15 protein-coding genes are annotated in these 16,133 nt (G+C 58.5%); 9 read left to right on the top strand and 6 right to left on the bottom strand.

What is annotated here, in order from left to right:
• Positions 1-156: 156 nt before the first annotated feature.
• Positions 157-2,085, bottom strand: coding sequence for a RecQ family ATP-dependent DNA helicase (locus FEE99_RS05775; RefSeq protein WP_041477485.1), 1,929 nt, complete (start codon positions 2,083-2,085; stop codon positions 157-159).
• A 273-nt stretch (positions 2,086-2,358) separates the two neighbouring features.
• Here FEE99_RS05775 and FEE99_RS05770 point away from each other — a divergent pair, with 273 nt between their 5' ends.
• The 3 genes from FEE99_RS05770 (at position 2,359) to nadS (ending at position 4,201) form a co-directional block, all read left to right on the top strand.
• On the top strand, positions 2,359-3,501 hold the full coding sequence (locus FEE99_RS05770) for a hypothetical protein (protein WP_041477484.1): 1,143 nt from the start codon (positions 2,359-2,361) through the stop codon (positions 3,499-3,501).
• A gap of 110 nt (positions 3,502-3,611) precedes the next feature.
• Positions 3,612-3,911: a type II toxin-antitoxin system RelE/ParE family toxin gene (locus FEE99_RS05765; RefSeq protein ID WP_041477483.1), complete on the top strand. Its 300-nt coding sequence runs from the start codon at positions 3,612-3,614 to the stop codon at positions 3,909-3,911.
• A gap of 2 nt (positions 3,912-3,913) precedes the next feature.
• Positions 3,914-4,201, top strand: coding sequence for a NadS family protein (gene nadS / locus FEE99_RS05760; RefSeq protein ID WP_016772178.1), 288 nt, complete (start codon positions 3,914-3,916; stop codon positions 4,199-4,201).
• 107 nt (positions 4,202-4,308) lie between these two features.
• On the opposite strand, the gene FEE99_RS05755 is transcribed toward nadS, so the two are convergent.
• The gene (locus FEE99_RS05755) at positions 4,309-5,850 is read right to left on the bottom strand and encodes a phosphoenolpyruvate carboxykinase (protein ID WP_041477482.1); all 1,542 of its coding nucleotides are present in this window, start codon (positions 5,848-5,850) and stop codon (positions 4,309-4,311) included.
• A 181-nt stretch (positions 5,851-6,031) separates the two neighbouring features.
• On the bottom strand, positions 6,032-6,934 hold the full coding sequence (gene hslO, locus FEE99_RS05750) for an Hsp33 family molecular chaperone HslO (protein ID WP_041477481.1): 903 nt from the start codon (positions 6,932-6,934) through the stop codon (positions 6,032-6,034).
• 107 nt (positions 6,935-7,041) lie between these two features.
• Here hslO and FEE99_RS05745 point away from each other — a divergent pair, with 107 nt between their 5' ends.
• A complete protein-coding gene (locus FEE99_RS05745) occupies positions 7,042-7,842 on the top strand; it encodes a phosphatase PAP2 family protein (protein ID WP_041477480.1) in 801 nt (266 codons plus the stop codon).
• A gap of 97 nt (positions 7,843-7,939) precedes the next feature.
• On the opposite strand, the gene FEE99_RS05740 is transcribed toward FEE99_RS05745, so the two are convergent.
• Positions 7,940-8,347 carry an RNA-binding S4 domain-containing protein gene (locus FEE99_RS05740; RefSeq protein WP_016772182.1) on the bottom strand — a complete coding sequence of 136 codons (408 nt, stop codon included), beginning with the start codon at positions 8,345-8,347 and terminating at the stop codon, positions 7,940-7,942.
• A 116-nt stretch (positions 8,348-8,463) separates the two neighbouring features.
• Between FEE99_RS05740 and rimA the strand changes: the two genes are divergently transcribed.
• Genes rimA through rimK form a run of 3 tightly spaced genes read left to right on the top strand, consistent with a single transcriptional unit; the run spans position 8,464 to position 10,641 of the window.
• Complete coding sequence (gene rimA / locus FEE99_RS05735) at positions 8,464-9,243, top strand: S6 modification regulatory phosphodiesterase RimA (RefSeq protein ID WP_041477479.1); 780 nt, start codon at positions 8,464-8,466, stop codon at positions 9,241-9,243.
• A 16-nt stretch (positions 9,244-9,259) separates the two neighbouring features.
• The gene (gene rimB / locus FEE99_RS05730; protein WP_016772184.1) at positions 9,260-9,739 is read left to right on the top strand and encodes a retropepsin-like aspartic endopeptidase RimB; all 480 of its coding nucleotides are present in this window, start codon (positions 9,260-9,262) and stop codon (positions 9,737-9,739) included.
• Positions 9,736-10,641 (top strand): 30S ribosomal protein S6--L-glutamate ligase, encoded by a 906-nt coding sequence (rimK, locus tag FEE99_RS05725; RefSeq protein ID WP_024011184.1) that lies wholly within the window; start codon positions 9,736-9,738, stop codon positions 10,639-10,641. Before rimB ends, rimK begins: the two co-directional genes overlap by 4 nt.
• Before the next feature lie 98 nt (positions 10,642-10,739).
• On the opposite strand, the gene FEE99_RS05720 is transcribed toward rimK, so the two are convergent.
• Both FEE99_RS05720 and ompR read right to left on the bottom strand, forming a co-directional pair.
• A complete protein-coding gene (locus FEE99_RS05720; protein ID WP_016770645.1) occupies positions 10,740-12,053 on the bottom strand; it encodes an ATP-binding protein in 1,314 nt (437 codons plus the stop codon).
• A gap of 114 nt (positions 12,054-12,167) precedes the next feature.
• Positions 12,168-12,908: an osmolarity response regulator transcription factor OmpR gene (ompR, locus tag FEE99_RS05715; RefSeq protein WP_016772186.1), complete on the bottom strand. Its 741-nt coding sequence runs from the start codon at positions 12,906-12,908 to the stop codon at positions 12,168-12,170.
• 358 nt (positions 12,909-13,266) lie between these two features.
• Here ompR and FEE99_RS05710 point away from each other — a divergent pair, with 358 nt between their 5' ends.
• On the top strand, positions 13,267-15,591 hold the full coding sequence (locus FEE99_RS05710; protein ID WP_041477478.1) for a Tex family protein: 2,325 nt from the start codon (positions 13,267-13,269) through the stop codon (positions 15,589-15,591).
• Positions 15,591-15,974: a PaaI family thioesterase gene (locus FEE99_RS05705; RefSeq protein WP_052392141.1), complete on the top strand. Its 384-nt coding sequence runs from the start codon at positions 15,591-15,593 to the stop codon at positions 15,972-15,974. The genes FEE99_RS05710 and FEE99_RS05705 overlap by 1 nt, the downstream gene beginning before the upstream one ends.
• Positions 15,975-16,133 lie beyond the last annotated feature (159 nt).

Genomic DNA, 16,133 nt, shown 5'->3' with positions numbered 1-16,133 from the left:
TTTTTGAAGTTTATTAGCGTGATGATCGACATTCAGCGGATGGATGGAGGCTCTGCCTTGATGACACTTGAAGTAGGAGCTGCCGAAGGCTGCGATCTTTTGATCTTGAAAAAAACAACATCAAAAGATCGCGGCCTTCGGCAGCTCCTACAGGGGTCAAAGGTGCTCTTGCGCCCACTCGCGGACCTGCGCGTAGGGGTATTCTTCCAACGCAGCAAAACCCGGTATCGCCCGCGCCTTGAGTTTGGTGAACAACGGCACGCTGATTCCGCACAGAAACCGCGTCAGACGTTCGGCCGATGGAATACGCCCTGTTTGCTGCTCATGCCTGTGGATAAATTCACCACACAACTGCGCGAAGTTTTTATCCACAAGCGGCGGCAATGGCGGCGGCTCCGGCAACCGCGCGATCTGGCCGTGACATACCGAACAATGGCCACAACGCTCGGGGGCATTGTGATCACCGAAATACTCGGCCAGGCGATAACCCAGGCAGCGTTCGGTGGCGAACAACTCAAGCATGGCGTGAATTCGCGCCACTTCAGTCTCTTCGTGACGAGTGAAGTACTCGTGCAGCTCAGCGCTCAGGGCGTCGCTGGCAAAATCACTTTGCAGCAGGCTGTAAACCTCGGTCATTTGCTTGCTTTCAAGCTCGACCCAGCCTTTTTCCTGGAAGTAATCAAGTGCTGTCACCACGCGATTGCGCTCGGCGGAATACTGCGAAAACATCGCCTCGAAATCTACTGTGGCCCAGGTGCGTGCTCGTGTGGACGTCCTGATGATCGCCGCAACGAAATCCCTGCGCTCGCCTTCGAAGCGCTGGAGCAATGCTTCAGGCTCAAGCAGATATTTGAAGCGGTATTCAGCGTAATAAGCGTAGCGCGGCGCGATCAGGCCTCGCAGTTCCAGCTGCACCAACAACGTCTTCAACGGCAACGAGCGAATGTTGCTCTGATCCGCCAATGGCCCAAGCAAAAACTCCCATTGTCCGTCCGGCACTGAGGCTTTGAGCTCTTCGAGCACATAATGAATCCCGTCGCGTTCGGGCGTATCACCGTAGACGAAGTTTTCCAGCACATTGAGGCTGTCGCGGTTGGCCAGTACCAGGCAGTCGGAGGGCTGTCCGTCGCGTCCGGCGCGGCCGATTTCCTGGCTGTAGTTTTCGATGGATTTGGGCAGATCAAAATGCACCACGTTGCGGATGTCGCTCTTGTCGATGCCCATGCCGAAGGCAATGGTGGCGACAATGCAATTGGACTGCCCGGCCATGAAGCGGCGTTGAATGTCTTCACGCTGATCGTGGGGCAAACCGGCGTGGTAAGCCTCGGCCTGGATTCCATTGCGTTGAAGATGCTCGGCGATGTGCTCGGCGGTCTTCTGCAACGTCACGTAGACAATGCTCGGTTGCCCAGGACGCTCGGTCATCCATTCGACCAGACGCCGGCGTTTGTCCTGACCGCGTACAGGCTCGACCAGCAAATTGAGGTTGGGCCGATAGAAACCAGTGGTCACTACATCGTCCAGAGCGATGGCGAATTTGGCCTGCATGTCGGCGATGACTTTTGGTGTCGCCGTGGCGGTGAGCAGCAAAGCCTGCGGAATGTTGAACTGACGCTGGTAGTCGGGGAGTTTCAGATAGTCCGGCCGAAAGTTGTGGCCCCATTCGGAAATGCAGTGCGCCTCGTCGACCACCAGCAACGAGATCGGCACCTGCTGCAGGAAATTGCGGAAGCGCTCGTTCTTCAACCGCTCGACGGAGATCATCAGAATTTTCAGCTCGCCCGAACGCGCACGGGCCATGACGTCGTTGGCATCCTCGCGGCTCTGCGCCGAATCGATACTGCCTGCCGAGATGCCGCGGGACTTGAGAAACGCCAGTTGATCCTGCATCAACGCCAGCAACGGCGAGACCACCAATGTCAGGTGTGGCAGTAAAAGTGCCGGCAGTTGGTAGCAAAGCGATTTGCCGGAGCCGGTGGGAAAGATCGCCGCCGCGGATCGCCCCGCCAGCACCGCGCTGACAGCGGCCTCCTGACCGGGGCGAAACTGTGGATAACCAAAAACCTGTTCCAGGGTGTGGTGCATTTGCTGTCACTCCTTTGACTGCTGCCATGCCCAAAGCCTAGCGGGCGATTGCAGCGAGTCGAGAAAAGGTCGGGGTTGAATCAATACTGAATGATACATGGGAAGCGAAAACCAAGCGTTTAACAATCGAAGCGTCTCGACATACTTTCGAAAAGCTCAGCTACATATATATAACAAACTTCACATTACAAACACAGATACAACAGCGCCCTTTATTTTTAACACCACCTAAAACTAACTTGACTGCTCTTATACATAAGCAAGAGCAACGAAATGACAACTTTAACAATCTTTTTCTGCGGCACCGGCTCCAACAAGTTTGATGACAAAAATAAAAGCTTCTGGGACGGCGAAATCGTTTCTACGCTCGCTGCACACCACAGTGGACGCGAATTTGCCGAGTGGATCGTCGTCGATGGCCCTGGCAGCGGCAATCTGCAAGCCGACGACCTGTTCACCAAGACCTCTGAATACGGCCTGTCCGGCACCCTGTTCGGCAAAGGCTGGGATGAAAACGTGCAACACGCTGTGAACATTATCAAAGGCAAATGCGACTGGCAGCGTAAACAACTGACCGAGTTAGAATATAACCGTCTGAAAGCCGCAGGCATTCCTATTGAAGATGTAAAAGTGGAAGGCTCCTGGTTCTGGCGCCAGTATAACTATGGCGATCGGAGTATCACGCAACAGAAACTACAGGAACAAATCATCAAGACTTTCCGCAAGGACGGCGTTATTCCTGCGCGAGTCAATCTGGTCGGCTGGAGCCGTGGCGGTATCAGTTGCCACATGCTCGCCAATGCGATGTTCCAGGACGCTGCACTCAAACATATTCCGGTGAATATATTTGCGATTGATCCAGTCCCGGGCATCGGCAACTTCCAGGAAAACCGCGTCAAACTTCAATCCAACGTCAAGGAATACATCGCCTTCTATGCCCGCGACGAGCGCTCAAAAGGCTTCAGCTGCGTGATCCCGCAAACCGCTACCGGCACCAAAACCTCGATCTATCCAATGGCCGGTCGCCACGCCACCCTCGCCGGCAACGCCACGGCCCTCGGCGGCGATCCCACCAACAGCAGCGACCTCAATGCGCTGATCGAGCCCGGCCGCATCGTTCGCCATCTGGCGGAAACCTGCCTCAAGCGTTGGGGCGTGCCACTGAGCAAAACGCTCAACCTGAGCGATGCCGACCTACTGCGCTTCACCGGCACCATCGTCAGCGACGAAGCCCGCTACAAGAAGATGCACAGCCAGTCCTACACCTATTTCACCGAACAGGAAAAAGGCGAGCGCTGTGTCTCGCTGGGCAGCAAAGGCGTGCCGTTCTCGGCAGTCAAAGGCACGATCTACCGGCCGGCAACAGGACTGACCACAAGCCTGCTGGATATTTCTGGCTACCAACATTTGCGTTGAAAAGCGTTTAAGAATCGGTAGCAACGTCTGGCGAATTGTTCGCCCCATTCCTACTTCACGCGATGTCTTGTCGGCTATCGCGAGCGGGTGGTGGGTACCTATAGTCGTGGATGTCGCTGCTTTCGCAGCGAGTAAGAGAGTTACTGGACGACGATGCCTACGCCACCTTTCAAAAACAGTTGGTCGCAAATCCGTCTATTGGCGATGTAATGGAAGGAACCGGCGGGGTGCGTAAAACACGAGTCGCCTCCAAAGGCCATGGCAAACGGGGTGGCGCACGGGTTATCTACTACCACTTCGTTTCAGCATCACAGATCGCGTTGTTGATGATTTACCCAAAAAACGAGCAGCAGGATCTTACCCATGACGAACGGAAAGCACTGAAGGCCATGATTGGAAACTGGAGGTAACCATGAGCAAGTTTTTTGATGAGCTGATGGAAAGCGTGCAGGAAATGGATGAGATTCTTCGGGGTGAAAAAAAGCCGTCCCGCGAATTCTATGTGGATGCATTACAGGTTAAACAGATTCGCAAAGCGACGGGAATGACGCAGGCAAAGTTCGCAGCCTTGATTGATGTCCAGTTGGGAACGTTACGTAATTGGGAGCAAGGTCGTCGTCAGCCGACGGGGCCGGCCAAAGCACTACTCAAGGCCATTCATAACGATCCTGTCCATGTGCTGAGTGCCCTGGCCGATTGACAGATAGCCAGGGCAAGCCAAGTCTTTGAGTCCAACCAAGCTGCATTTCAGATCAGAAATAAAAAACCGCCCCAAAGGGCGGTTTTTTATTCACTGCAAACTACTACTTACAACTTCGGCCCAGCCGCCTTGATCGCGTCGCTCACTTCGAACTTCTTGAAGTTCTCGATGAACAGACCGGCCAGTGCTTTCGCTGCCTCGTCGTACGCCGCCTTGTCAGCCCAGGTGTTGCGTGGGTTGAGCAGGTTGGTGTCGACGCCTGGTACGGCCAGAGGCACGTCGAGGTTGATGGTGTCCAGGTGCTCGGTGGCAGCACCGATCAGAGCGCCGCTCTGGATCGCTGCGATCACCGCGCGGGTGGTCGGGATGTTGAAGCGTTGGCCGACGCCATAGCCGCCGCCGGTCCAGCCGGTGTTGACCAGGTAGACCTTGGAGCCGAAGCCGCGGATGCGCTTGATCAGCAGTTCTGCGTATTCGCCAGCCGGACGCGGGAAGAACGGTGCGCCGAAGCAGGTGGAGAAGGTCGACTTGATGCCGCTGCCCGAACCCATTTCAGTCGAGCCCACCAGTGCGGTGTAGCCGGAAAGGAAGTGGTAGGCCGCTTGTTCTTCGTTGAGGATCGACACTGGCGGCAGTACGCCGGTCAGGTCGCAGGTCAGGAAGATCACCGCGTTTGGCTCGCCACCCAGGTTCTTCTCGGAACGCTTGGCAACGTGCTCCAGCGGATACGCCGCGCGGCTGTTCTGGGTCAGGCTGACATCGGCATAATCGGCGTGCTTGGCGTCGTCGATGACGACGTTTTCCAGCACCGCGCCGTGCTTGATGGCTTTCCAGATAACCGGCTCGTTCTTCTCGGAGAGGTCGATGCACTTGGCATAGCAACCGCCTTCGATGTTGAACACCACGCCTTCGCCCCAGCCGTGTTCGTCGTCACCGATCAGGTAACGGCTTTCGTCGGCCGACAGGGTGGTTTTACCGGTGCCCGACAGACCGAAAAACAGGGTCACGTCGCCTTCTTCGCCGATGTTGGCAGCGCAGTGCATTGGCAGCACGTCAGCGGCCGGCAGCAGGAAGTTCTGCACCGAGAACATGGCTTTCTTCATCTCGCCGGCGTAACGCATGCCAGCGATCAGCACTTTCTTCTGCGCGAAGTTGATGATCACGCAACCGTCGGAGTTGGTGCCGTCACGCTCAGGCACGCACTCGAAGTTGGCGACGTTGAGCACTTGCCATTCTTCACGGCCAGCCGGGTTGTACTGGGCCGGGTTGATGAACAGGCAACGACCGAACAGGTTCTGCCAGGCAGTCTGTGTGGTCATTTGCACGGCCAGGTAGTGATCTTCCGCCGCGCCTACATGCACGTGGGAAACGAAGTGCTCTTGCGCGTTGTTGAAGGCCTCGACGCGAGCCCACAGGGCATCGAACTTGTCGGCCGGGAACTTGCGGTTGATCGGGCCCCAGGCAATAGCGGCCTGGGTGGAAGGCTCTTCAACGATGAAACGGTCGACTGGCGAACGGCCGGTGCGGTGACCGGTGCGAACAACCAGAGCGCCGGTATCGGCAAGCTCGCCTTCACCGCGATTCAGGGCTTCTTTTACCAGATCATCAACACTCAGATCGGTGTACACGGCGTTATTGGCTTGCGTCATGAGGTTCCCCGTCGGCCAGTGGCCGAGTGTGCTCCAAACGTTTTGTAGTAGAAAGTCGTGCACTACTACCGCGAAAAAAGTGGGCCGGATTATGCCAGAAAAGCCCAAAAAGAGTAGGGTCCTCCCGTCGTAACGGCGATATTCCGTCATTCCGCAGTGAATTTACCTGCGCTGAACCGTTTTAGTGACGGGTATCTGACGGCGTATCGACGCCCGCGCCAGCGAACAATTGAGCAATATCGGCCGCGTCGAACAGGTACTGCTGATTGCAGAACTGGCAATCGATCTCTACTTTGCCGCCCTGCTCGGCGGCCAGCGCCAGCGCATCTTCCAGCCCAAGACTGACCAGCGCATTGCCGGAGCGTTCCCGCGAGCAGCTGCAACTGAAGCGCAGATGCTGCACATCAAACAGACGTACCTGCTCTTCGTGGTACAGGCGATGCAGCACGGTTTCGTTGTCGAGGCTGAGCAATTCATCGGCGCTCAGAGTGCTGGCCAACGCGGTGAGATGCTGCCAGCTGGCGGCGCGGTCCTCGTCGTCTTTCAAGCGATCGGCGGGGAGCTGTTGCAGCAACATGCCACGGGCACGACGACCGTCGGCGAAGAGCTTGAAGCGGGTGCCGACCTGTTGCGACATGACGAAATAGTTGGTGAAACAGTCCGACAGTGTCTCGCCGTCAAGATCAACAATGCCCTGATAGCGCTGGCCAACAGTCGGGTCGACGGTCAGGGCCAGAACGCCGTTCGGCATCAAGTCGGCAAGGGTCGCGTCAACCGCGATCTGCTCGGCGTCGTAACGCGCCAGGCCACGGATTTCGCGCTCGCTGGAACACTCGATCATCAGCAGCGGAATCGGCCCTTCGGAGCGTGCCTGCAAAATCAGCAAGCCATCGAACTTGAGCGTGCCGACCAGTAACGACGCGGCCGCCATCAGTTCGCCGAGCAACTGCGCGACCGGCTCCGGGTACGGGTGTTTGGCGAGGACTTCGGCGTAGCTGCGCTCCAGCGCTACCAGTTCGCCGCGAGTGTCGCTGTCATCGAAGATGAAGCGTTGAGTGAAATCGGTATCCGCTAGGTCGGTCATAGGTCTGGGTATCTGAATGTGATGACAAAATGGTTACAAAACGTGAAAATTTGCGCTTGCTGGCACTTTTTTTGGTGCCGGCGCTTTTTCGCCATGGGAGGCATTTTATGAACAATCCGGGTTTGTTCCAATCAAGGTGGAACCTCGGCCGGCTGGTTCTGTGTAACGTAGTGCCGCTGGCGCTACTGGCTTTCTGGTTATGGCCTACCGGTCAGATGCTGTGTGTGATTTTCGACGAGTGGCTGTTCCGCTCGTTGAATGCGCCGCTGGCCAGCAACCCGATATGGCTCCACATCTGGGCAATTGCAAGTCTGCGCCCGTTCGACATCGTCGTCGGACTGATTCTGCTGACGCTGCTGATCAAGGGCGATTGGGTTTTCAGGGCGATCGACGTGCGTCGTGCGTTCTTCGGTTTTTTCTCGATCCTGCTGCTGATGGTGGTGATCCGCGCGCTGTTTTCCAAATTCGCCGATCACATGGGCTGGCAGCACAGCAGCCCGTCAATGGTGCTTGAGGGCGCCGTGCACATCAGCGATTACTTTCCGCATCTGGAAAAAACCTGGGAGCTGAAGGACCGTTCGGGCCAGAGTTTTCCCGGTGATCATGCCTCGGTGTTGTTGATCTGGGCGTTGTTCATGGGCGTGTTCAGCCGCACCGTCGGACAATTTCTAACGGTCTGGGGTCTGGCCGTATTGTTCATGTTGCCGCGTCTGGTGGCCGGCGCGCATTGGGGTCAGGACGACTACATCGGCGGTGTGCTGCTGGCGGTGTGGGCGTTGGGCTGGGGTTACTACACGCCGTTTGCCTATCACGCGTCGAACCTCTGGTTGAAGCTGACCGCGCCGATTTTCGCGTTGCTGGGCAAGCTGCCGATGGTGTCGCGGATGAGTGTGGTGCGTAGCGCCTGATACCGCGTCGTACTCGATTCGCGAGCAGGCTCGCTGCCACAGACGACTCGATCGAATGTGGGAGCGAGCCTGCTCGCGAAGAGGCCGGCACAACGTTTCAATCTTCGTTGCTGCTACCGCGAAACTTGAACAGATCCCGCCGCTGCTTCTTGCTCGGTTTGCCATCGGTGCTCACGCCCAACGAGCCCGCCTTGCGCATCGCCGCAGCCGCTTCACGCTTGGCGACACTCGCTTCGGTCTCCGCGTACAAGGTTTGCGCCTCGGGTGCGCCACGACGCACGATCGACAATGCCTCGACCCTCACCGTGCGCACTTCGAAGCCGGTGCGAATCTCGAACTCATCACCAATGCGCGGCTCCTTGCCCGGCTTGCAGCGCTCGCCACGACAATGCACCTTGCCGCTTTCGATTGCTGCTTTGGCCAGAGCACGCGTCTTGTAGAAACGCGCCGCCCATAACCACTTATCGAGACGGACCTTGTCGTCCTCCTCCTGCTTCTGTCCCATATGAATTCCTCGCTCAGCCAGTAGTCGGAACTGTACTACCGTTTCTGTCGGGCGCAAGAACTCGGCCCTCCAGATTGACTGCGATCTTCGCCGCCCGACCGGCCTGGAGTGACCGCGTGACTAAATTTCCAACTTCGTTGACCTCACCCAGGGGCGGTTGCCAGGGCTGCCAGCAGAGCGAACCGCTGGATTTCGATTTTGCCTTCGCCTACCAGCCGATTGTCGACCTGAGCGATCAATCGGTATTTGCCCACGAAGCGCTGGTCCGAGGCGTGTCAGGGGAAGGTGCACTGTCGGTGTTAAATCAGGTTACAGAAGACAACCGCTACCGTTTCGACCAGCTCTGCCGGACCCGCGCCATCGAAGGTGCGGCCAGCCTTAATATGCAGACACACTTGTCGATCAACTTTTTGCCCAACGCCGTCTACCGTCCAGAGCTATGCATTCGAAGCACACTGGAGGCCGCACGAAAACACAACTTTCCGATCGACCGACTGATTTTCGAAACCCTGGAAATCGAGCACGTAGATAATTATCGCCATTTGACCAATATTCTGCGTGAATACCGCGAATTCGGCTTCAAGACCGCCATCGACGATTTCGGTGCCGGCTATTCGGGGCTCAATCTGCTGGCTGATTTCCAACCGGATCTGATCAAACTCGACATGGCGCTGATCCGCGATGTTGACCAGGATCGTGTCCGTCAGGTGATCGTTCGGGGGATTGTCACAATGTGTGCGGAGTTGGACGTTACAGTCATTGCCGAAGGCATAGAAAGCGCCGGGGAACGGGATTTCCTCGCGGACTGTGGAATTTTCCTGATGCAGGGCTACTGGTTCGCCAGACCTGCATTCAAAGCGTTGGCCCAGGTGCCGGACGGGGCCTGGAAGCGTTAACCCTTGGTTTTTTTCTTTGAAGACATTTGATCATTTGACCGTTGTCGGTCTGCGCGAGTGGGTGGCGCTCCCGGGTTTGGGAGTTGCGGGCCTGCGCGCAAAAATCGACACCGGCGCCAGCACCTCCAGCCTGCACGCCACCGACATCGAGCCTTTCGAACGCGACGGCGAGAAATGGGTGCGCTTCACTGCGCATCTCGGCACGGTGGTGCAGTTGCGTCACCGGCGCTGCGAAGCGCCGCTGGTCACGCGCAAAACCATCAAGAGCTCCAATGGCCATGCGCAGGTGCGCTATGTGATCAGCACCACGCTGGCCCTGGGTGATCGGGTCTGGCCGGTGGAGTTCACTCTGGCCTGCCGCAAGTCCATGCGCTATCGCCTGCTGCTCGGTTCCAAAGCCCTGATCGATGGCCAGTTGGTGGTCAATCCGGGCATCAAATATGTACAAGACAAGCCGGTGTTCCCGGTATCTACCTCCTCCACAGGTGTTGCATGAAGATCGCTGTGCTGTCGCGTAATCCGCGTCTGTATTCCACCCGCCGTCTGGTCGAAGCCGGAATCGAGCGCGGGCATGAAATGGTAGTGATCGACACCTTGCGCGCCTACATGAACATTGCCAGCCACAAGCCGCAGATCCATTACCGCGGCAAACCGCTGGAAGGTTTTGACGCGGTGATCCCGCGGATCGGCGCATCGGTGACGTTCTACGGCTGCGCGGTGTTGCGTCAGTTTGAAATGATGGGCGTGTTCCCGCTCAACGAGTCGGTGGCGATTGCCCGCTCGCGGGACAAATTGCGTTCGCTGCAGCTGCTGTCGCGGCGCGGCATCGGTTTGCCGGTCACCGGTTTTGCCCACTCGCCGGACGATATTCCCGACCTGATCGCCATGGTCAACGGCGCACCGTTGGTGATCAAGGTGCTCGAAGGCACTCAGGGCATCGGCGTGGTGCTGTGCGAAACCGCGACGGCGGCAGAGTCGGTGATCGAAGCGTTCATGGGCCTGAAGCAGAACATCATGGTCCAGGAATACATCAAGGAAGCCGGCGGCGCGGATATCCGCTGCTTCGTGGTCGGCGACAAGGTGATCGCCGCAATGAAGCGCCAGGCCAAACCGGGGGAATTTCGTTCCAACCTGCATCGCGGTGGCAGCGCCAGCCTGATCAAGATCACCCCGGAAGAACGCATGACCGCGTTACGCGCTGCCAAGGTCATGGGCCTGGCGGTGGCGGGTGTGGATATCCTGCGTTCCAATCACGGTCCGCTGGTGATGGAAGTGAATTCGTCGCCGGGACTGGAAGGCATCGAGACCACTACGGGCAAGAATGTCGCCGGGATCATCATCGAGCATCTGGAAAAGAATGGCGGGCCGAATATGACCCGCACCAAGGGCAAGGGCTAGAGAAGCAGCTGCTAGCGGCAAGCTTCAAGCGGCAAGTGAAATCGCTCTTGCTTGTAGCTTGTAGCTTGTAGCTTGTAGCTTGTAGCTTGCAGCTGCCTCTAAACCGCATCTCTCGGCAACATCAACCCCAACGGCAATCTCACCCGCGCCTCCAGTCCACCCCCGGACCGGTTGCGCAATTCGACATTGCCGCCATGCATCGCCGCAATCCTTTTCACGATCGCCAGCCCCAGCCCGGTGCCTTTGCCACCGCGAGCCCGATCACCTCGGGTAAACGGGTTGAAGATCGCCTCAAGCTCGGACGGGTCAATACCCGCGCCACGGTCCATCACGCTCAGCACCACATACGGCGCGCTGGTATCTCCCGATACATACGCCGCGACCTCAACACCCGTGCCGGCATGGTTCAAGGCATTGCCGATCAGGTTGTTGAGCAGGCGTTTCATCGACACACGACGCAGCGGAAACGGCTGGATCGGTTCCAGACGCAGGCGCACTTTCTCTTCGTTCTGGTTGTATGGCGCGGCGACTTCGCGCACCAGATCGCTGAGGTCGACCTCTTCCACCGACTCGTCACGACCGTCGCGAATGAACGCGAGGAACTGGTCGAGAATCGCGTCCATGTCTTCGATGTCGCGGACCATGTCGTCGGTGAGGTCGGTGTGATCGCCCATCAGTTCCAGCGACAGGCGCAAGCGCGTCAGCGGTGTCCGCAAGTCGTGGGAAACCCCGGCCAGCATCAGCTCGCGCTCACGCCCGGCCTGTTCGACGTCCTCGGCCATCTGGTTGAAGGCGCGATAAACCTCGGTCATTTCGCTCGGCGTGTCGCTGATCGGCAAACGCACGCTGCGGCCCTGGCCGAGTTGCCGCGCGGCATACACCAGGCGCTTCAACGGCTGGTTGAGCTGGCTGACAAAAATCCATGCCGACGCCGTAGAAAGCAGGCCGATGGCGAGGAACCAGCCGAGCACGTTCCAGATTTTCTGGCCGCGCAGCGGATGTGGATACAGCGGTACTTTCAGCCAGCCATCGCCCAGACTCGGTGCCCTCACCCACAACGCCGGCGGCGAGTGCATGCGCAAACGCACCTCGGTGTCGGCACCCAGTTCCGCCTGCATCTGGCGCTGATAGATTTCGCTGTACGGCCAGTGCTGTTCACCTTCCGGCACACCGGCGCCGACCACACGAATCAGGGTCGCGGCATCGGCAATTTTTGCGCGGTTCTCTTCGTCGGCGGCCCAATAGGCGCGTAGCGTCAGAGCGACACCATGGCTGTATTGGCGATCCACCAGCACGTCCTCGTTCATCAACAGATAAACCAGGGTCAGCGCCTTGGAAAACAGCACGACGATTAGCACCAGCCAGAGGGTGCGGGAGAAAAAACTTTGGGGGAACCAGACGGGGGTTTTCATCTTTAACCGCTACACACTTGCAGGAGCGAGCAATGCTCGCATATTGCGGATTGCGAGTCTGTGGCAATGGCCGTGCGACCAGAGCCTTGCAGACCCGCTCCTACAAATCACCGATCACTTGGTGGCGGTGCCATCCGGTACGAACACGTAACCCACGCCCCAGACAGTCTGGATGTAGCGCGGTTTCGACGGATCGGGTTCGATCATGCGGCGCAGACGCGAGATCTGCACGTCGATGGAACGCTCCAGCGCATCCCATTCACGGCCACGGGCGAGGTTCATCAGCTTGTCGCGGGTCAGCGGCTGACGCGCGTTCATCACCAGCGCCTTGAGTACCGCGAACTCACCGGTGGTGAGCATGTGCACTTCATCGCCACGCTTGAGCTCGCGGGTCGCCAGCGACAACACGTAATCACCGAAGGTGACGTTTTCGTCTTCACTGCCCGGTGCGCCCGGCACCGGTGCGGCCTGACGGCGCAATACCGCTTTGACCCGAGCCATCAGCTCGTCCGGGTTGAACGGCTTGGCCAGGTAATCGTCGGCGCCCAGTTCAAGGCCCTTGATACGGCTCAGCTCATCGCCCTTGGCGGTGAGCATGATGATCGGAATCTGGTTATTCGCGCTGCGCAGACGGCGGCACGCGGTCAGGCCGTCTTCGCCCGGCAGCATCAGGTCGAGAACGACCAGATTGAACACTTCACGCGCCAGCAGACGATCCATCTGCTCGGTGTTCGGAACGGTACGGGCACGGTAGCCCTTGCTGACGAAGAAACGCTCCAGCAGGCTGCTCAGCCCCGGATCGTCATCAACGATAAGAATTTTTTCGCCTTCAGCCGTTTGTGCAGTGCTGCTCATTGGATGCTCCTTTTAGCTCGGCGCGCATTATGGCGTAGCTGCCGTTATACGCACCGTGTGCATTGTTAGCAGATTTTTCCTTCACTGCCAGAAAACCGGGGTTTATGCCTACAGCCTGTAACGCCCCCGAATGACAGAACGCTGGTTATAATGCGCGGCGTTTTGCGCCAGGCAACGTCTGAATCGTTACCGTAAGTGGCCGGTATTTTTTCCGGCCCTGTGCAGTAACTGTTCGATTTCACGGGTCAATGGGCAGCTTCTTGATCCAGGCAGCGGCAATTTTCCAGCCGCTCAATCAGCCTCCAGGCCATTATCTGCGTGCCTGCGAGCCTGCTTTCATACTATGTCAGGTGGTTTTATGGACAGCATCAACAGCCGCATCGCCGAGGAACTCGGCGTACGCCCACAACAGGTCGAAGCGGCCGTCGCGCTACTCGATGAAGGTTCTACCGTCCCCTTCATCGCCCGTTACCGGAAAGAAGTCACCGGCAGCCTCGATGACACTCAGTTGCGTCATCTGGAAGAGCGCCTGCGCTACCTGCGAGAACTCGACGAACGGCGCATCAGCATCCTCGCCAGCATCGAAGAGCAAGGCAAGCTCACCCCTGCTCTGGAACGCGACATCAAGCTCGCCGACACCAAAACCCGTCTCGAAGACTTGTACCTGCCGTACAAGCAGAAGCGCCGCACCAAGGGCCAGATCGCCCTCGAAGCCGGGCTCGGCGAACTGGCCGACGGCTTGTTCAACGACCCGAACCTGTCGCCGGAAACCGAAGCCGCACGCTTCGTCGATGCCGAAAAAGGTGTGACCGACGTCAAGGCTGCGCTGGAAGGCGCCAAGTACATCCTCATGGAGCGCTTCGCCGAAGACGCCAGCCTGCTGGAAAAGCTGCGTAATTTCCTTAAACAGGAAGCGATCCTCAGTGCCCGCGTCATCGCCGGCAAGGAAGAGGAAGGCGCCAAGTTCCGTGATTACTTCGAACACGACGAGCCGCTGAAAAGCATGCCATCGCACCGTGCCCTGGCGATTTTCCGTGGCCGCAACGAAGGCATTCTCAGCTCCGCGCTGAAAGTCGGCGATGAGTTGCCTGGCACCATGCACCCGTGCGAAGGCATGATCGCTCAGCAGTTCGGCATCGAGAACCAGAACCGCCCGGCGGACAAATGGCTCGGTGAAGTGGTGCGCTGGACCTGGAAGGTCAAGCTCTATACCCACCTGGAAACCGACCTGCTCGGCGAGTTGCGCGATGGCGCCGAAACCGAAGCGATCAACGTTTTCGCGCACAACCTGCACGACCTGCTGTTGGCCGCTCCGGCAGGCCCGCGCGCGACGCTGGGCCTCGACCCGGGCCTGCGTACCGGCTGCAAGGTGGCCGTGGTCGATTCGACCGGCAAGCTGCTCGACCACGCCACGGTTTACCCGCACGTGCCGCACAACAAATGGGATCAGACCATCGCCATCTTGGCCGCCCTGTGTGCCAAGCATTCGGTGGACCTGATCGCCATCGGCAACGGCACTGCCAGCCGCGAGACCGACAAGCTGGCGATCGAGCTGATCAAAAAATATCCAGCTATGAAAATGACCAAGGTCATGGTTTCCGAAGCCGGCGCCTCGGTGTACTCGGCGTCGGAACTGGCGGCCAAGGAATTCCCGGACCTCGATGTGTCGATCCGTGGCGCCGTGTCGATCGCCCGTCGCCTGCAGGATCCGTTGGCCGAGCTGGTGAAAATCGATCCGAAATCCATTGGCGTCGGCCAGTACCAGCACGACGTCTCGCAGCTGAAACTGGCGCGCGGTCTGGACGCCGTGGTCGAGGACTGCGTGAACGCCGTGGGCGTGGATGTGAACACCGCCTCCGTGGCCTTGCTGGCACGGATTTCCGGCCTCAATGCGACGCTGGCGCAGAACATCGTTGCTCACCGTGACGAACACGGCGCGTTCAAGACCCGTGCAGCGCTGAAGAAAGTCGCGCGACTGGGCGAGAAAACCTTCGAACAGGCCGCCGGTTTCTTGCGCGTGATGAACGGCGACAACCCGCTGGATTCGTCGGCGGTTCACCCGGAAGCCTATCCACTGGTGCAGCGCATTGCCGCTGAAACCGACCGCGACATTCGCTCGCTGATCGGCGATGCCGCGTTCCTCAAGCGTCTGGACCCGAAGAAATTCACCGACGAAACGTTCGGTCTGCCGACCGTCACCGACATCCTGCAAGAACTGGAAAAACCCGGTCGCGATCCACGTCCGGAATTCAAGACTGCCGAGTTCCAGGAAGGCGTCGAAGACCTCAAGGATCTGCAACTGGGGATGATCCTTGAAGGCGTGGTGACCAACGTGACGGCGTTTGGTGCATTCGTCGACATCGGCGTGCATCAGGATGGTCTGGTGCACATCTCGGCGCTGTCGGAGAAGTTCATCAAGGACCCGCGCGAAGCGGTCAAGGCCGGTGACGTGGTGAAAGTGAAGGTCATGGAAGTCGATATCCCGCGCAAACGCGTCGGTCTGTCGATGCGCATGAGCGACACTCCCGGCGAGAAAATCGATGGCGCCCGTGGCTCGCGTCCGGGCTCGGCACCGCGCCAGTCTTCGGGCAACGCGCCGCGCAAGGAAACCGCCACAGCCGCGCCGGTGAACAATGCGATGGCCTCGCTGTTCGCCAACGCCAAGCAGTTGAAGAAACGCTGATGGAGATGCCGGCCGGGCTCGTCGAGAGCGCGTTTTTCAAGCTGTTGGGCTGTCGCCTGCACAGTCTCGAAACCGGGGTGGCGCAAGTCGCCCTGGCGCTTGAGCCCGAACTGCGCAACCGCGGCGGCAAACTGCACGGCGGCGCGCTGTTCAGTCTGGTCGACATCGCCATGGGCCTGGCTTGTTCCAGCAGCCATGGCTTCGATCAGCAGAGTGCGACCATCGAATGCAAGATCAACTACATCCGCGCCGTTTCCGACGGCGAGGTGCTGTGCACGGCGCGGGTGATCCACCCGGGCCGGCGCACGCTGGTGGTCGAAGCCGAGGTGGTGCAGGGCGACAAACTGGTCGCAAAAGCGCAAGGCACCTTCGCTGTCCTGTAGATGTTGCTCATCATTTTGAGTTAATTTCGGCGCAACGAATCCTGTGGGAGCTGCCGAAGGCTGCGATCTTTTGATTTTGTTTTTCAACAGCAAGATCAAAAGATCGCAGCCTTCGGCAGCTTCTACGGGTTCATGTGTGCGGCTGACAGGCTAGAAAAC

It is taken from the genome of Pseudomonas sp. ef1 (assembly GCF_007293365.2).
In the GTDB taxonomy this organism is placed as follows: Bacteria; Pseudomonadota; Gammaproteobacteria; order Pseudomonadales; family Pseudomonadaceae; genus Aquipseudomonas; species Aquipseudomonas siliginis.
The sequence above is the reverse complement of the archived record's forward strand: the minus strand, read 5'-3'. Positions and strand labels throughout refer to the sequence as shown.

Bases quoted from the DNA above. Each gene is read 5' to 3' on its own strand.
- FEE99_RS05720 (WP_016770645.1), bottom strand. From the start codon at position 12,053: ATGAAAACCCCCGTCTGGTTCCCCCAAAGTTTTTTCTCCCGCACCCTC.
- FEE99_RS05740 (WP_016772182.1), bottom strand. From the start codon at position 8,347: ATGGGACAGAAGCAGGAGGAGGACGACAAGGTCCGTCTCGATAAGTGG.
- FEE99_RS05710 (WP_041477478.1), top strand. From the start codon at position 13,267: ATGGACAGCATCAACAGCCGCATCGCCGAGGAACTCGGCGTACGCCCA.
- hslO (WP_041477481.1), bottom strand. From the start codon at position 6,934: ATGACCGACCTAGCGGATACCGATTTCACTCAACGCTTCATCTTCGAT.
- FEE99_RS05770 (WP_041477484.1), top strand. From the start codon at position 2,359: ATGACAACTTTAACAATCTTTTTCTGCGGCACCGGCTCCAACAAGTTT.
- FEE99_RS05765 (WP_041477483.1), top strand. From the start codon at position 3,612: ATGTCGCTGCTTTCGCAGCGAGTAAGAGAGTTACTGGACGACGATGCC.
- nadS (WP_016772178.1), top strand. From the start codon at position 3,914: ATGAGCAAGTTTTTTGATGAGCTGATGGAAAGCGTGCAGGAAATGGAT.
- rimK (WP_024011184.1), top strand. From the start codon at position 9,736: ATGAAGATCGCTGTGCTGTCGCGTAATCCGCGTCTGTATTCCACCCGC.
- FEE99_RS05775 (WP_041477485.1), bottom strand. From the start codon at position 2,085: ATGCACCACACCCTGGAACAGGTTTTTGGTTATCCACAGTTTCGCCCC.
- FEE99_RS05755 (WP_041477482.1), bottom strand. From the start codon at position 5,850: ATGACGCAAGCCAATAACGCCGTGTACACCGATCTGAGTGTTGATGAT.
- FEE99_RS05705 (WP_052392141.1), top strand. From the start codon at position 15,591: ATGGAGATGCCGGCCGGGCTCGTCGAGAGCGCGTTTTTCAAGCTGTTG.
- FEE99_RS05745 (WP_041477480.1), top strand. From the start codon at position 7,042: ATGAACAATCCGGGTTTGTTCCAATCAAGGTGGAACCTCGGCCGGCTG.
- ompR (WP_016772186.1), bottom strand. From the start codon at position 12,908: ATGAGCAGCACTGCACAAACGGCTGAAGGCGAAAAAATTCTTATCGTT.